Raw genomic sequence first — 13,475 nt, 5'->3', positions numbered from 1 at the left:
GCCGCGCCCGCCGCGCTCGCGGTGCCCGCCCCGCGCGGGCGGGGCGGGGCGGGGCGAGGACGGGGGGTCAGGCGAGCGGGAGGTAGACCTTGCCGCCGGACTCGACGAACTCGGCGGACTTGTCCGCCATGCCCTTGGCGGCGTACTCCTTCAGCTCGTGGCTGATGCGCATGGAGCAGAACTTCGGGCCGCACATCGAGCAGAAGTGGGCGGTCTTCGCGGCGGGCGCGGGCAGCGTCTCGTCGTGGTAGGCCCGCGCGGTGTCCGGGTCCAGGGCCAGGTTGAACTGGTCCTCCCAGCGGAACTCGAACCGCGCCTTCGACAGGGCGTCATCCCACGCCTGCGCCCCCGGGTGCCCCTTGGCCAGGTCGGCGGCGTGCGCCGCGATCTTGTACGCGATCACGCCCGCTTTCACGTCGTCGCGGTCCGGCAGCCCCAGGTGCTCCTTCGGCGTGACGTAGCACAGCATCGCCGTCCCCCACATGGCGATCATGGCGGCGCCGATGGCGCTGGTGATGTGGTCGTACGCCGGGGCGATGTCGGTGGTCAGCGGCCCGAGCGTGTAGAACGGCGCCTCGTGGCACCACTCCTGCTGCAGGTCCACGTTCTCCTTGATCTTGTGCATCGGCACGTGCCCCGGACCCTCGACCATGACCTGCACGTCGTAGCGCCACGCGATCTCGGTCAGCTCCCCGAGCGTACGCAGCTCGCCCAGCTGCGCCTCGTCGTTGGCGTCTGCGATCGACCCCGGTCGCAGCCCGTCGCCCAGCGAGAACGTGATGTCGTACTTCGCGAAGATCTCGCAGAGCTCCTCGAAGTGGGTGTAGAGGAAGTTCTCCCGGTGCCCGGCCAGGCACCACGCGGCCATGATCGAGCCGCCGCGCGACACGATGCCGGTGACCCGGTCGGCGGCCAGCGGCACGTAGCGCAGCAGCACGCCCGCGTGCACCGTCATGTAGTCGACGCCCTGCTCGGCCTGCTCGATGATGGTCTCGCGGTAGACCTCCCAGGTCAGTTTGAGCGGGTCGCCCTTGACCTTCTCCAGCGCCTGGTAGATGGGCACCGTCCCGATCGGCACCGCGGAGTTCCGCACGATCGCCTCGCGGGTCTCGTGGATGCGCGGGCCGGTGGACAGGTCCATCACCGTGTCGGCGCCCCACTTGGTGGCCCAGGTGAGCTTGTCGACCTCCTCGGCGACGTCGGAGGTGACCGCCGAGGTGCCGATGTTGGCGTTGACCTTCACCAGGAACGCCTTGCCGATGATCATCGGTTCGATCTCGGGGTGGTTGACGTTGGCGGGCAGTACGGCCCGCCCGGCGGCGATCTCGTCGCGGACGAACTCCGGGGTCACGCCCTCGCGGACGGCCACGAACTCCATCTCGGGGGTGACGATGCCGGCCCGCGCGCAGCCGAGCTGGGTGACGGGCGCGCCGTGCAGGCGCCGGTCCTCGACCCAGTTCGTACGCGGCAGGTCGGCGAAGACGCCGGGGCCGGAGGTGTCGTACAGCCGCACCGGGGTGCTGCCGTCGGTCAGCTCGACCTCCGCGAACGGCACCCGGATGTCCGGGCGCGAGCCTTCGACGTACACCTTGCGCCTCATGTTGTTGCCTCCTTGAGTCGGGGGAAGTGGTTCAGCGGGCCCGCCCCGCTGCCGATCCGCCAGTCCTGCGCGCCGAGCAGCGCCGCTCGCACGTACCGGTTCGCGTATGCGATCGAGTCCTCGACCGGGTAGCCCTGCGCCAGGCGCGCGGCGATCGCGGCCGAGAAGGTGCAGCCGGTGCCGTGGGTGTTGCCGGTCGGGATGCGCGGGGCGCGCATGAAGCGCGTGCCGTTGGCGGTCCACACCGCGTCGACCGACTCCGCGCCGCCGAGGTCGCCGCCGGTCACCACGACGCACTGCGGCCCTTGGGCGGCCAGCTGCGCGGCCGCGCCGGCCATGTCCGCGGGGGTGACCACCTGCCAGCCGACCAGCGCCGACGCCTCGTCCACATTGGGGGTGGCCACCGTCGCGTACGGCAGCAGCCGCTCGATCGCGCTGACGATGCCCAGCCGCCGCCCGGTCGAGGCGGTGAGCACCGGATCCAGCACCATGCGCGGCAGCTCGCCGTTGCGGGCGCGGGCGCGGATGTTGCCCGCGATCTCGCCGCTGGCCACCATGCCGATCTTGACCGCCGAGATGGGCAGGTCCTCCAGCACGGCGGCGAGCTGCGCGGCCACCACCGAGGCAGGCAGCGCGTGCACGTCGCTGATGGTCTTGGTGTTCTGCGAGGTAACCGCGGTGATCACGCTGGCGCCGTAGCAGTCGAGCGCCGCGAACGTCTTCAGGTCGGCCTGGATGCCCGCGCCGCCGCTGCTGTCCGACCCGGCGATGGTCAGCACGGTATGGGGGCTCTGGTGAGGGGTCATGCGATCACTGTCGCCCCGCGGCGGCCGGAGCCGTCGCACACCCCGTCCCACGCCGCGCACAATCTCGCGGTCGCCTCGGCGGGATCGTCGGCGCGCATGACCGCGCCCAGCACCGCCACCCCCGCCGCGCCCGCCTCCCGGCACGCCGCGACCTGCTCCGCAGTGGTCACCCCGCCGAGCGCGAGCACCGGCCGGTCCGCGATCCGGCACAGCCTGCGCAGCTCGGACAGGCCCAGCGCGGGGCCGTACCCCGGCTTGGTGCCGGTGGGCCAGACCGGTGAGACGGTGGCGTAGTCCGCGCCGCCCAGCCGGGCCAGTTCGGCCTCGCTGTGGCAGGAGCGGCCGAGCACGTGCGGTCGGCCCAGCGGCGCGACCGCACCGGCGCTCAGGTGCAGCGCCTCGCCTTCGAGCACGTCCTGGCCGCCCGCGATGAGCAGGCCGCCGACCGGGCGCAGCAGCGCCCGCAGCGCGTACGCCAGGTCGAGGCGGTGCGCCCGGGGCAGGTCCTTCTCCCGCAGCAGCACCTGCCGGGCCCCGCCCGCGACCGCCGCGGCGACCACGTCGGCCAGCGGCCGGGCCGCCTGCCCGCGATCGGTCACCACGACCACCCCGCGCACCGGGCTCACCATGACGGCAGGCCCTCGGCCGAGGTCGAGGCCAGCGCGTACCGGCGTACCGGGATGCGCCCGGCCTTCGCCGCGAGCCGTCCGCCGAGCACCGCGTGACGCATCGCGGCGGCCATCGCGGCCGGGTCCTGCGCCCGGGTGACGGCGCTGGCCAGCAGCACCGCGTCGCAGCCCAGCTCCATCGCGCGGGCGGCGTCGCTGGCCGTGCCGATCCCGGCGTCGAGGATGACCGGGCAGCTCACCGCCTCGCGGATCAGTTCGATGTGGTGCGAGTTGCTGATGCCCAGCCCGGACCCGATCGGGGCGCCCGCGGGCATCACCGCGGCGCAGCCCAGGTCGGCCAGGCGCCGGGCCAGCACCGGATCGTCGGTGGTGTACGGCAGCACGGTGAACCCGTCGCCGACCAGCCGCTCGGCCGCCCGCAGCAGCTCGACCGCGTCCGGCAGCAGCGTCCGGTCGTCCCCGATCACCTCGAGCTTGACCCAGTCGGTCTCGAACGCCTCGCGGGCCAGGTGCGCGGTGCGGACCGCGTCGGCGGCGGTGAAGCAGCCCGCCGTGTTCGGCAGCACCCGCACGCCGCAGCGCTCCAGCACGTCCATCAGCCCGGCCGGGGTGTTCGGGTCGATCCGGCGCAGCGCCACGGTGACCAGCTCGGTGCCGCCCGCCACCAGCGCCTGCTCCAGCGAGTGCAGGCTGGACGCACCGCCCGTGCCCAGGATCAGCCGCGAGCTGAACTCGACCCCGCCGAGGAGGAACCTGTCGTCCACCTCAGCCGCCCTGCACCGCGGTGAGCACCTCGACCCGGTCCCCGTCGACCAGGCGGTGCTGCGGCCAGTCGGCGCGGCGCACCACCTCGCCGTTGACGGCCACGGCGACTCCGCGCGGCGGCACGGGCAGGTTGCTCAGCAGCTCGGCGACGGTCTCGGTGTCGTCGGTCGGGCGGGGGACGTCGTTCACGACAACTGTGATCATCTGGCACCTCCGGCGGAAAGGCGTTGCGGCGTGAAGGGCGCCCACAGCAGGGGCAGCGCCCGCCCGTCCACCAGCTCGGCGACGGCGTGCGCGGTGTACGGGGCGGCCAGCACCCCGTGGCGGTAGTGCCCGGTCGCGACGAGCAGCCGGGGCGGGGCCGCCCCGTCGAGCTCGCCCACGATCGGGCCGTTGTCCGCGGTGCCGGGGCGGTGGCCCGTCGACACCTCGACCAGCGCGTGCTCGCCCAGCTCCGGCACCAGGTCGGTGGCGGCGCGCAGCAGGTCCCGGACGCCGCCGGCGGTGGCGTGCCCGTCGGCGCGCTCCTCGACCGTCGCCCCGACCAGCACCTCGCCGTCGGCGCGGGGGACGAGGTAGACGGCCCGGCCGTCGGCGTACCCCCGGATGACGTGGCGCAGCACCGCCGGGCCGCGCAGATGCAGGATCGTGCCCTGCACCGGCCGGACCGGCAGCCCGGCCAGCTCGGCGCTGGCGCAGCCCGCGGCCAGCACCACGATGTCGGCGCCGTCGTCGAGCCCGGCGAGCGAGGCGACCGCGACCGGGCGTACCGGCACCAGCGCGCGCAGCGCCGCGACGACCCGGCGCGGGTCGACCTGGTGGTCGGACTCGACCAGCACGCCGCGAGCCCGCGGATGCAGCAGCGGCTCCCGTTCGCGCAGCTGCTCGCTGTCCAGCGAGACGACCGGGGCGCCCAGCTCCCGCTGGTGGGTCCACAGCCGACGCAGTGCGGCCAGGTCGTCGGCGGTCAGCCCGACCTGCAGCGTCCCCTCGGTACGGTGCCCCAGGTCCCGCCCCGACGCCGCCGCCAGCTCCGCCGCGTACGCGGGCCAGCGGCGAGCGGACTCCAGCAGCAGCTCGGTCAGCTCGTGCTCGCCGAAGTAGGACTCCCCGACCGGGGCGAGCATGCCCGCGGCCACATGGGACGCACCGCTGCCGGGATCAGGGTCGTAGACGGTGACGTCGTGGCCGCGACGGAGGCACTCCCAGGCGACGGAGAGTCCGATGATGCCGCCGCCGACGACGGATACCCTGCGCGGAGTCATCCGCTTCTCCTCCCTGCGCCGGCATTATCCGGATCAGGTTCAACGGTCGGGAGCGAGTCAGCTCCCCTCTCAGCCCAGTTCACTGGGCTCCCGTGGGGCGTTCATGCGTTGTGTTGCGTGTGTGTTGCGTCAAGCTACCCGTGCGTTTCAGGCCAGCCGAGCGCAGCGTAACCCCGCCCGCACCGAGTGGCAACCACGTGTTCGTACGGCATCCAGACTCACCGATCATCCGATGTGGTTGTCACGGCAACGGCATCACCACCGGCTCGGCCGCCGGCACCGCGCGCCGGATCCGGGCCGCGATCAGGTCCAGTTCGGCCCGCACCCCGGTGACCGGCTGCTGCGGACACTGCCGGAACAAGGCCGTCACCTCTGCGAACGTCAGGCTGAGCGCCTGACGCACCGCGCTGCGCACCCGCACGTCGGCGCCGTCGGCGGGCGTGAACCGCAGGGCGAACAAGCCCTCCTCGGCGAGGATCGCCGCACGCTCCGCCTCGCTCAGTTCGTCGTCCACGTCCTGCAGCATGAAGCCGCAGGCGGCGCAGTGAGTCTCGGCACACCAGCGCAGCCCGCCGGACATGCTCAGGTAGCTGGACACCTCGCGGGCCGCCGAACCGCCGCAGTCGGGGCAGCGGACGCGGAGCGTCGCGCCGCTCACGGCCGCTCCCCCAGCTCGCTCCGGACCGGGTCGCTCACGGCCGAAGCGCTCACGGCCGGGTCGCGACGGCGGCGAGCAGGGCGGCGACGGCGGCGGCCGGGTCGGGGGCGTCGGAGACCGCGCCGATCACGGCGACGCCGTGGGCGCCGGCCGCGAGCAGGTCCGGCACGCGGGCGGCGGTCACGCCGCCGATCGCGATGATGGGGGTACCGGCGCACTGCCGCGCCACGGCCCGCAGCCCCTCCGGCCCGATCGACACCGGCAGGTCGTCCTTTGTGAACGTGGCGTAGCAGGGGCCGACGCCGAGGTAGTCGGCGCCGTCGCCGACCGCGCGCAGCGCCGTCGCGGGCACCCGGGCGGTCGCGCCGAGGATCGCCCCCGGGCCGAGCAGCCGCCGCGCGGCCGCCACCGGCAGGTCGTCCGCGCCGACGTGGCCGCCGCCCGCGCCCGCCGCGACACCGACGTGCAGCCGGTCGTTGACCAGCACCGGCACGCCGTGCGGGCGGCACAGGGCGACGATCTGCCCGGCCAGGTCGTAGCAGTAGCGGTCGGTCCAGTCGTCGGCCGGACGGAACTGGATCACGAGGTCCGGGGTGGCGACGCTCAGCGCCGCCCGCACGATCGCGACCGGGTCCCGCCCCGGCCTGCTGTCGGTCACCAGATGTAGCCGCCCCAACCCCATGCCGCACACGCTACCGCGCCCGCGGGTCGCTTCGGGATGGTGCAGTTTCCGGGAAACTGCGCGAATCTTGGTCAAGATTCCAGCACTTTCCCCGAAACTGCACCGCCCGCAGCGGACGTCAGCGGCGCGGCGGGCGCGTCAGCGGACGTCCCAGACGGGCTCGGGGGTCTCGACGACCTCGCCGTCGTTCTGGAAGACGAGGAAGCGGTCGAAGGAGCGGGTGAACCAGCGGTCGTGGGTGACCGCGACGACCGTGCCCTCGAATCCCTTCAAACCCTGCTCCAGGGCTTCGGCGCTGGCCAGGTCGAGGTTGTCGGTGGGCTCGTCGAGCAGCAGCAGGGTCACGCCGGACAGCTCCAGCAGCAGCACCAGGAATCGCGCCTGCTGCCCGCCGGAGAGGGTGCCGAAGCGCTGCTCGCCCGAAGTGGCCAGTTCGTACCGGTCGAGCACCTTGTAGGCGGCCTCGCGGGCCAGCGACGGCCGGTGCGCGTCGCCGCGCCACAGGATGTCGATCAGCTCCCGCCCGGCCAGGTCGGGCCGGTCGTGGGTCTGCGAGAAGTGCCCCGGCACGACCCGCGCCCCCAGCCGGCACCTGCCCTGGTGGGCGACCTTGGCGTGCTCGGCGCCGTCGGCCGAGCGCCCGGACGGGTCCTCGGCGCTCTGCGCCAGCAGGCGCAGGAAGTGCGACTTGCCGGTGCCGTTGGCGCCGAGCACGGCCAGGCGGTCGCCGTACCAGAGCTCCAGGTCGAAGGGGAAGGTGAGGTTGTCGAGTTCGAGCTGCTCGCACATGACGGCGCGCTTGCCGGTGCGGGCGCCGCGCAGCCGCATCTGGATCTGCTGGTCCTTGGGCGGCAGCGGCGGCGGGCCGTCCTCCTCGAACTTGCGCAGCCGCGTCTGCGCGGCCTGGTACCGCGAGGCCAGCCCGTCGTTGTACGCCGCCTTCTGCTTGTACATCAGCATCAGCGTGCGCAGCTTCTCGTGCTCCTCGTCCCAGCGGCGGCGGCGCTCCTCCATGCTGTCGTGCCGGGCCACCCGGGCCTCGTGCCACGAGGCGAAGTTGCCGGGGTGGGTCCAGGCGCCGCCGCCCTCGACCGCGACGACCCGGTCGGCGGTCTGGTTGAGCAGCTCCCGGTCGTGCGACACGTAGAGCACCGACTTCTTCGACTCGCGCAGCCGCTGCTCCAGCCAGCGCTTGGCGGGCACGTCGAGGAAGTTGTCCGGCTCGTCCAGCAGCAGCACCTCGTCGGTGCCGCGCAGCAGCAGCTCCAGCGCGAAGCGCTTCTGCTGGCCGCCCGACAGCGTCCGCACGGGCCGGTCGCGGGTCTCGTCCCAGGGCTTGTCCAGGATGAGCGTGGAGACGGTGTCGAACAGCACCTCGGCCTCGTAGCCGCCCGCCTCGCCGAACGCCGACAGCGCCTCGGCGTAGCGCAGCTGCGCCTGCTGGGCCGAGCTGGTGAGCCGCCCGCGCGACTCGGCCACGCGCATGGCCTGCTCGGTGCGGACCAGCTTCGCACCGGCCGCCTGCAGGCGCGGCTCGACCAGCGAGAACGCCAGCTCGGCCAGGGTGGCGTCGCCGCCGCCCGCCGCGCCGGTGGCCGCCGACGAGCCGTACATGCCGATGAACTGGCGCATCACGCCCAGGCCGCCGGCGCGCGCGATGCCGCCGACCGGCGTCGGCAGGTCGCCCGCGACCATCTTCAGCAGCGTCGTCTTGCCCGCCCCGTTCGGGCCGACCAGCGCGACCTTGGCGCCCTCCCCGACCCGGAACGAGACCTCGGAGAACAGCACCCGACCGTCGGGCAGCGTCCACGACACGCCCGAGACATCCACATAACCCACGCGGGAATCCTGCCTGATCAGGCGGCCTGTCGGCGAGTCACTTTCAGCACCCGGAAACCGGACCCGCTGGCGTGCCGCTCGGTGGGGAAGCCCTGCTCGTTGAGCCACTCCTGCAGCGAGTCGGCGCCCTTGTGCCTGCCCACCACAAGCCAGGCCACCCCGTCGGGGGCGAGCCGGGGCAGCCAGCGCAGCAGCAGCTCGTGCAGCTCGGGCTTGCCGATGCGGATCGGCGGGTTGGACCAGATCTGCGCGAACTCGACCGCCGCCGGCACCGCGTCCGGCTCGGCCACCCGCACCCGCGCCGACACGCCGAGCCGCTGCGCGTTGGCCTCGGTGAACTCGCGGGCGCGGGCGTTGACGTCGACCGCCCACACCTGCGCCGCCGGCGCCCGGCGGGCCAGCACCATCGTGATCGGCCCGTAACCGCAGCCCAGGTCGAGCAGGGCACCGGTGGTCCCGGCGGTCGGCAGGTCGCCCTTCTTGAGCAGTACGGTCGTGCCGATGTCCAGCCGGTCGGCGGAGAACACGCCGCCCGCCGAGGTCAGCGTGTACTCGTCGCCGCCGATGCTGAATCCGACCTCGCGCGGACGGACCGGCGCGCCCGGTTCCGCGGTGAAATAGTGCTCGCCCACCGGCTCATTCTCCCCCGAACGGACGGACCCCCGCGCCGCAGGGTTAAGTCCGCCTGTGTCGTCCATTACGCTGTGCGACATGGCTCACGGCTACGGGACTGGCGCAGGGGATTGGACACCGTCCTCCCGGCGCGACCCGCGCGACCGCGACCCCCTGGATCCGCGCGCACCAGGCGATACCGGGACGGGTCGGAACGGCATGCAGCGAGGGGGCACCCATGACGCAGAGTCACCGGACCGCGACCGTGGCGTAGGCCGCCGCCGCGCGCCCGAGGCGCCCGTCTCCGGCGCCGGCGCCCCCGACCGCTTCAACGGCTTCGTCGAGCGCAAGCCGCCACCGCCCGCCGGTGGCGCCCAGGACCGTTTCGGCACCCCGGACCGCACCAGCCGCACGTTCGGCCGCGACGCGGGCAGCCAGGACCGCTCCAGCACGTCGGGGCGCGGCACCCAGGACCGCACGCGCCTGTCGGACAGCGGCACTCCGGACCGCTCCGCCGGTCCCGGCCGCGGCACCCAGGACCGTTCCGGCACTCTCGGCCGCGGCACGCAGGACCGTTCCGGCACTCTCGGCCGCGGCACCCAGGACCGTTCCGGCGCCCTCGGCCGCGGCAGCCAGGACCGTGGCACGCAAGACCGTGGTGCGCAGGACCGTGGTGCGCAGGACCGTGGTGCGTCGGGCCGCGGCGCGTCGTTCGACCAGAGCCCGCCTCCGGCGCGCCCGGGCACCCCGAGCGTCGGCCCTGGCGGCTTCGAACCCGGTCGGCGCGGCGCCGAACCAGGGCTCGGACAGACCCCGCCGCCCGGCCCCGGGCGTCGACCCGGCCCCGGCGGGCCGGTGCCCGGCGAGCCGCCCGGCGCCCGCAACGGCGCGCTGACCCGCCCGCGCGGCGTCGGCGACCCGCCGCCGCCGGTGCAGGCCGGACGCGGCGCCACCGCGACGCCGCCGAGGCGCGGTGCCGAACCTCCCGCGCAGCGCCCCGGCACCCTGCCCGCACCCGTCTCACCCGGTCTGCCCGCGCGCGCCGGTGCCGTGCCGGGCGGCCGGACGGCCGCGCCCGCCAACCCGGCCAACCGGGTGCGGGTCACGCCGCCGCCGACCCGGCCGTCCGTCGCGCCGCCCCCGCCGCCGCCCCCGCCGCAGCGCGTCGGCGGCATCCGCCCGGCCGACACGGCGAGCCGGTTCCAGCGCCTGCCGATCAACCCGAACGTCTCCAGCCGCTGGAAGAAGACGCTGAGCGTGCTCGGCGTGGTCGCGGTGCTGGCCGCCTGCGCGGTCGGCTCGTTCCTGATGGTCCTCGACGAGAAGAACAGCAGCGGCGCGCAGGCCAACAGCTCCCCGCCGCCGACGGCGACCCCGGTCGACATCTCCTCCCGCGAGGTCGACGGCCAGCCGTTGAGCACGCAGGAGGTGTTCCCCGCCGCGAAGATCGTCATCGACGTGAACAAGCCGACCGAGGCGTACACGCTGATCAAGGCGCAGCCGCTGAAGGACTGCCGGGCCGCCACCAACGGCGAGATCACCAAGCTGATCGCCAAGCTGGGCTGCAGCCAGGTCGTGCGGGGCACGCTGCGCTCGCCCAACGGGCAGTACCTGGTCACCGGCGGCATCGTGAACCTGGACACCGTGGCCAGCGCCGAGCAGGCGTACGAGGCGATCAAGCCGATCGTCGACGCGGGCAAGGGCCGCTTCCTCGGCTACGCCCCCGACAGCAAGACCCGCCCGCTTGCCCTGTCCTCCACCCACGCCGGCTGGAACATCAAGGGCCACTACCTGGTCTACTGCGTGATCGCCCGCTCCGACGGCGACGAGATCGCGGTCGGCGACCCGTTCGCCAAGCAGATCCTGTACGACGTGATCGAGTTCTACCTGCGAGGCAAGGTCCTCGAGGACCGCGCCTACGACCCGATCGCCCCGTCCGGCACCCCCGACCCGGCCGCCGCCCCCTCCGCAGGCTGACGTTCCTGCAGTTTCGGGGAAAGTGCACGAATCGACGCCAAGATTCCCGCAGTTTCCCCGAAACTGCAGCGACCTCGCGAGCGCGGGGCGGGCGCGCGGGGCGGGTCAGTCCTCGGCGTCCGGCCCGGTGGGGCGGGCGCCCGCCGGGGTGCCGCGTAGCGCGCGGGTCTGCTCGGCGCGGGCGGCGAACTCGGCCGCATCCGGGTAGCCGACCGCCACCAGGTTCAGCCCGTGCGGCGGGGCCACCAGCACGTCGCTGGAGCGCTCGGTACGGGTCAGCAGCGACGCGGGCCAGTCCGGCTCCCGGCGGCCGTCCCCGACGGTCAGCATCGCGCCCACCAGGCTGCGCACCATCGCCTGGCAGAAGGCGTCGGCCTGCACCGTGGCCACCAGCACCCCGTCCGGGTCGCGCCGCCACGACATGGCGGTGATCTGGCGGATGGTGGTGGCGTGCTCCTTGCGCTTGCAGAACGCCGCGAAGTCGTGCTCGCCGCACAGCCCCGCCGCGGCCGCGTTGAGCCGGTCCAGGTCGAGCCGTCGCTGCCAGAACAGGGTGTCCAGGCGCCGCAGCGGGCTCGGACCGGCCTCGGCATCGCTGGCGCGGTACTCGTAGCGGCGCCACAGGGCCGAGAAGCGGGCGTCGAACTCCGGCGGCACGGCCGCGGCCCGCAGCACGCGCACATCGCCGGGCAGCAGCCCGGCCAGGCGGCGTACCAGGGTGGGCGCCAGGGCGGCCCAGCGCTCGTCGGGCAGGTCGACGTGGCAGACCTGGCCGGTGGCGTGCACCCCGGCGTCGGTACGCCCGGCGACGGTCAGGCCCGTCGGGTTGCCGGGCCCGGCGATCTTCTCCAGCTCGGCCAGCAGCACCCCGGCCACGGTGCGCCGTTCCGGCTGGACGGCCCAGCCGGAGAAGTCGGTGCCGTCGTACGCGACGTCGAGCCGTACTCTCATCGCCCCTTGCCCCTCCCTCAAACGGACCGAAGCTCCTCCCCCGGCCGCGTGGCGCGGCGGGAGAGGAGCTTCGGATCGGACGTACGCCTTACTTGTCGGCGTCGGTGTCGGCAGCCGACTCGTCGGCGGCCTCGCCGGACAGGACGGCGACCTTGTCCTCCTGAGCAGCCTTCTTGGCCTGGGCCTTGGCGGCCTTGGCCGGCGCGGCGGGCGCCGCCACCTCAAGCTCCTCGACCAGCTCGATGATCGCCATCGGAGCGGCGTCACCCTTGCGCGGGCCGGTCTTCACGATCCGGGTGTAACCGCCGTTGCGGTTGGCGTACCGCGGGGCGATCGTCTCGAACAGGGCCACGAAGGTGTCCCGCTCGCCGATCGTCTTGCGGACGTCACGCCGGGCCGCGAGGTCGTCCCGCTTGGCCTTGGTGATCAGACGCTCGGCCAGCGGGCGCAGCCGCTTGGCCTTGGTCTCGGTGGTGGTGATGCGCCCGTGCTTGAACAGCGACGTGGCCAGGTTGGCCAGGATCAGCTGCTCGTGCGCGGGGCTGCCCCCGAGGCGGGGACCCTTGGTGGGCGTGGGCATTGGTGCTCCTTGATGTCTTACCGAGCTGCCGAGGCAGGCTTACAGCTGCTCGGTCTCGCGGTAGTCGTCAGTGTCGTAGTCAGCCTCGCCGTAGGTGTCCACGACGTGCGCCGGGTCGAAGTTCGGAGCCGAGTCCTTCAGCCCCAGACCCATCCCGGCCAGCTTCATCTTGACCTCGTCGATCGACTTCTGCCCGAAGTTGCGGATGTCGAGCAGGTCCGCCTCGGTACGCCCGATGAGCTCACCAACGCTGTTGATGCCCTCGCGCTTGAGGCAGTTGTACGACCGGACGGTCAGGTCCAGCTCCTCGATCGGCAGTGCCAGGTCGGCAGCGAGCTGCGCGTCCTGCGGCGACGGGCCGATGTCGATGCCCTCGGCGGACTCGTCCAGCTCGCGGCACAGGCCGAAGAGCTCGACGAGGGTCGAGCCGGCCGAAGCCAGCGCGGTCCGCGGCGGGATGGAGGCCTTCGACTCGACGTCGATGATCAGACGGTCGAAGTCGGTGCGCTGCTCGACACGGGTCGCCTCGACCCGGTAGGTCACCTTGAGCACCGGCGAGTAGATCGAGTCGACCGGGATCCGGCCGATCTCGGCACCGGCGTTCTTGTTCTGCGCCGCCGTGACGTAGCCACGACCCCGCTCGACGGTCAGCTCCATGTCGAGCCGACCCTTGCCGTTCAGGGTGGCGAGCTTGAGGTCCGGGTTGTGCACGCTGACGCCAGCCGGGGGCTGGATGTCACCGGCGGTCACGTCGCCAGGGCCCTGCTTGCGCAGGTACATGCTGACCGGCTCGTCGTGCTCCGACGAGACGCACAGGTCCTTGACGTTCATGACCAGCTCGACCACGTCCTCCTTGACACCGGGGATCGTGGTGAACTCGTGCAGCACACCGTCGATCTTGATGCTGGTCACTGCCGCGCCCGGGATCGAGCTGAGCAGCGTACGACGCAGCGAGTTGCCGAGGGTGTAGCCGAACCCGGGCTCGAGCGGCTCGATGGTGAACCGGGAGCGGGTCTCGTTGATCGCCTCTTCGGTGAGAGTCGGTCGCTGAGAGATGAGCATCTGGTGATCTCCTATACGTTGGGCGCCCGCAATTTGACGCCACACGTGA

General features: G+C 73.3%; 14 protein-coding genes and 1 riboswitch. Of the genes, 1 reads left to right on the top strand and 13 read right to left on the bottom strand.

Translation table 11 applies throughout. The annotated features are described in order from the left end of the window. Window positions 1-67: 67 nt before the first annotated feature. The 10 genes from thiC to QEZ54_RS04770 all read right to left on the bottom strand — a co-directional run bounded on the left by thiC (window position 68) and on the right by QEZ54_RS04770 (window position 8,942). Window positions 68-1,600 carry a phosphomethylpyrimidine synthase ThiC gene (gene thiC, locus QEZ54_RS04815; protein ID WP_281303226.1) on the bottom strand — a complete coding sequence of 511 codons (1,533 nt, stop codon included), beginning with the start codon at window positions 1,598-1,600 and terminating at the stop codon, window positions 68-70. Continuing rightward, window positions 1,597-2,406 carry a bifunctional hydroxymethylpyrimidine kinase/phosphomethylpyrimidine kinase gene (gene thiD, locus QEZ54_RS04810; protein ID WP_281303225.1) on the bottom strand — a complete coding sequence of 270 codons (810 nt, stop codon included), beginning with the start codon at window positions 2,404-2,406 and terminating at the stop codon, window positions 1,597-1,599. The genes thiC and thiD overlap by 4 nt, the downstream gene beginning before the upstream one ends. After that, complete coding sequence (locus QEZ54_RS04805; protein ID WP_281303224.1) at window positions 2,403-3,035, bottom strand: thiamine phosphate synthase; 633 nt, start codon at window positions 3,033-3,035, stop codon at window positions 2,403-2,405. The genes thiD and QEZ54_RS04805 overlap by 4 nt, the downstream gene beginning before the upstream one ends. Beyond that, a complete protein-coding gene (locus QEZ54_RS04800) occupies window positions 3,029-3,799 on the bottom strand; it encodes a thiazole synthase (RefSeq protein WP_281303223.1) in 771 nt (256 codons plus the stop codon). The genes QEZ54_RS04805 and QEZ54_RS04800 overlap by 7 nt, the downstream gene beginning before the upstream one ends. A gap of 1 nt (window position 3,800) precedes the next feature. Then, window positions 3,801-4,004 carry a sulfur carrier protein ThiS gene (gene thiS, locus QEZ54_RS04795; protein WP_281303222.1) on the bottom strand — a complete coding sequence of 68 codons (204 nt, stop codon included), beginning with the start codon at window positions 4,002-4,004 and terminating at the stop codon, window positions 3,801-3,803. After that, window positions 4,001-5,065: a glycine oxidase ThiO gene (gene thiO, locus QEZ54_RS04790; RefSeq protein ID WP_281303221.1), complete on the bottom strand. Its 1,065-nt coding sequence runs from the start codon at window positions 5,063-5,065 to the stop codon at window positions 4,001-4,003. The genes thiS and thiO overlap by 4 nt, the downstream gene beginning before the upstream one ends. Further along, window positions 5,059-5,169: riboswitch (TPP riboswitch) on the bottom strand. (Overlaps the previous gene by 7 nt.) Before the next feature lie 137 nt (window positions 5,170-5,306). Then, a complete protein-coding gene (locus QEZ54_RS04785) occupies window positions 5,307-5,723 on the bottom strand; it encodes a hypothetical protein (protein ID WP_281303220.1) in 417 nt (138 codons plus the stop codon). Window positions 5,724-5,772: 49 nt separating this feature from the next. Then, window positions 5,773-6,405: a thiamine phosphate synthase gene (gene thiE / locus QEZ54_RS04780; protein ID WP_281303546.1), complete on the bottom strand. Its 633-nt coding sequence runs from the start codon at window positions 6,403-6,405 to the stop codon at window positions 5,773-5,775. Window positions 6,406-6,543: 138 nt separating this feature from the next. After that, window positions 6,544-8,244, bottom strand: coding sequence for an ATP-binding cassette domain-containing protein (locus QEZ54_RS04775; RefSeq protein ID WP_281303219.1), 1,701 nt, complete (start codon window positions 8,242-8,244; stop codon window positions 6,544-6,546). A gap of 17 nt (window positions 8,245-8,261) precedes the next feature. After that, entirely contained in the window at window positions 8,262-8,942 is a 681-nt protein-coding gene (locus tag QEZ54_RS04770) for a methyltransferase (RefSeq protein ID WP_281303545.1), read from the bottom strand. A 133-nt stretch (window positions 8,943-9,075) separates the two neighbouring features. Here QEZ54_RS04770 and QEZ54_RS04765 point away from each other — a divergent pair, with 133 nt between their 5' ends. Then, complete coding sequence (locus QEZ54_RS04765) at window positions 9,076-10,833, top strand: hypothetical protein (protein WP_281303218.1); 1,758 nt, start codon at window positions 9,076-9,078, stop codon at window positions 10,831-10,833. 105 nt (window positions 10,834-10,938) lie between these two features. Here QEZ54_RS04765 and truA read toward each other — a convergent pair whose 3' ends face one another. From truA to QEZ54_RS04750, 3 genes are all read right to left on the bottom strand, one after another. Next, window positions 10,939-11,784: a tRNA pseudouridine(38-40) synthase TruA gene (gene truA, locus QEZ54_RS04760; protein WP_281303217.1), complete on the bottom strand. Its 846-nt coding sequence runs from the start codon at window positions 11,782-11,784 to the stop codon at window positions 10,939-10,941. A gap of 88 nt (window positions 11,785-11,872) precedes the next feature. Continuing rightward, window positions 11,873-12,364 (bottom strand): 50S ribosomal protein L17, encoded by a 492-nt coding sequence (gene rplQ / locus QEZ54_RS04755; RefSeq protein WP_281303216.1) that lies wholly within the window; start codon window positions 12,362-12,364, stop codon window positions 11,873-11,875. A gap of 39 nt (window positions 12,365-12,403) precedes the next feature. Further along, window positions 12,404-13,426, bottom strand: coding sequence for a DNA-directed RNA polymerase subunit alpha (locus tag QEZ54_RS04750; protein ID WP_281303215.1), 1,023 nt, complete (start codon window positions 13,424-13,426; stop codon window positions 12,404-12,406). Window positions 13,427-13,475 lie beyond the last annotated feature (49 nt).

Origin of the sequence: Catellatospora sp. KI3 (assembly GCF_029948125.1) — a bacterium.
In the GTDB taxonomy this organism is placed as follows: Bacteria; Actinomycetota; Actinomycetes; order Mycobacteriales; family Micromonosporaceae; genus Catellatospora.
The sequence above is the reverse complement of the archived record's forward strand: the minus strand, read 5'-3'. Positions and strand labels throughout refer to the sequence as shown.

What these genes read in the sequence shown, in the direction of transcription:
- thiC (WP_281303226.1), bottom strand. Translation starts at nt 1,600, where the DNA reads ATGAGGCGCAAGGTGTACGTCGAAGGCTCGCGCCCGGACATCCGGGTG.
- thiD (WP_281303225.1), bottom strand. Translation starts at nt 2,406, where the DNA reads ATGACCCCTCACCAGAGCCCCCATACCGTGCTGACCATCGCCGGGTCG.
- QEZ54_RS04805 (WP_281303224.1), bottom strand. Translation starts at nt 3,035, where the DNA reads ATGGTGAGCCCGGTGCGCGGGGTGGTCGTGGTGACCGATCGCGGGCAG.
- thiS (WP_281303222.1), bottom strand. Translation starts at nt 4,004, where the DNA reads ATGATCACAGTTGTCGTGAACGACGTCCCCCGCCCGACCGACGACACC.
- thiO (WP_281303221.1), bottom strand. Translation starts at nt 5,065, where the DNA reads ATGACTCCGCGCAGGGTATCCGTCGTCGGCGGCGGCATCATCGGACTC.
- thiE (WP_281303546.1), bottom strand. Translation starts at nt 6,405, where the DNA reads ATGGGGTTGGGGCGGCTACATCTGGTGACCGACAGCAGGCCGGGGCGG.
- QEZ54_RS04770 (WP_281303545.1), bottom strand. Translation starts at nt 8,942, where the DNA reads ATGGACGACACAGGCGGACTTAACCCTGCGGCGCGGGGGTCCGTCCGT.
- QEZ54_RS04765 (WP_281303218.1), top strand. Translation starts at nt 9,076, where the DNA reads ATGCAGCGAGGGGGCACCCATGACGCAGAGTCACCGGACCGCGACCGT.
- truA (WP_281303217.1), bottom strand. Translation starts at nt 11,784, where the DNA reads ATGAGAGTACGGCTCGACGTCGCGTACGACGGCACCGACTTCTCCGGC.
- rplQ (WP_281303216.1), bottom strand. Translation starts at nt 12,364, where the DNA reads ATGCCCACGCCCACCAAGGGTCCCCGCCTCGGGGGCAGCCCCGCGCAC.
- QEZ54_RS04750 (WP_281303215.1), bottom strand. Translation starts at nt 13,426, where the DNA reads ATGCTCATCTCTCAGCGACCGACTCTCACCGAAGAGGCGATCAACGAG.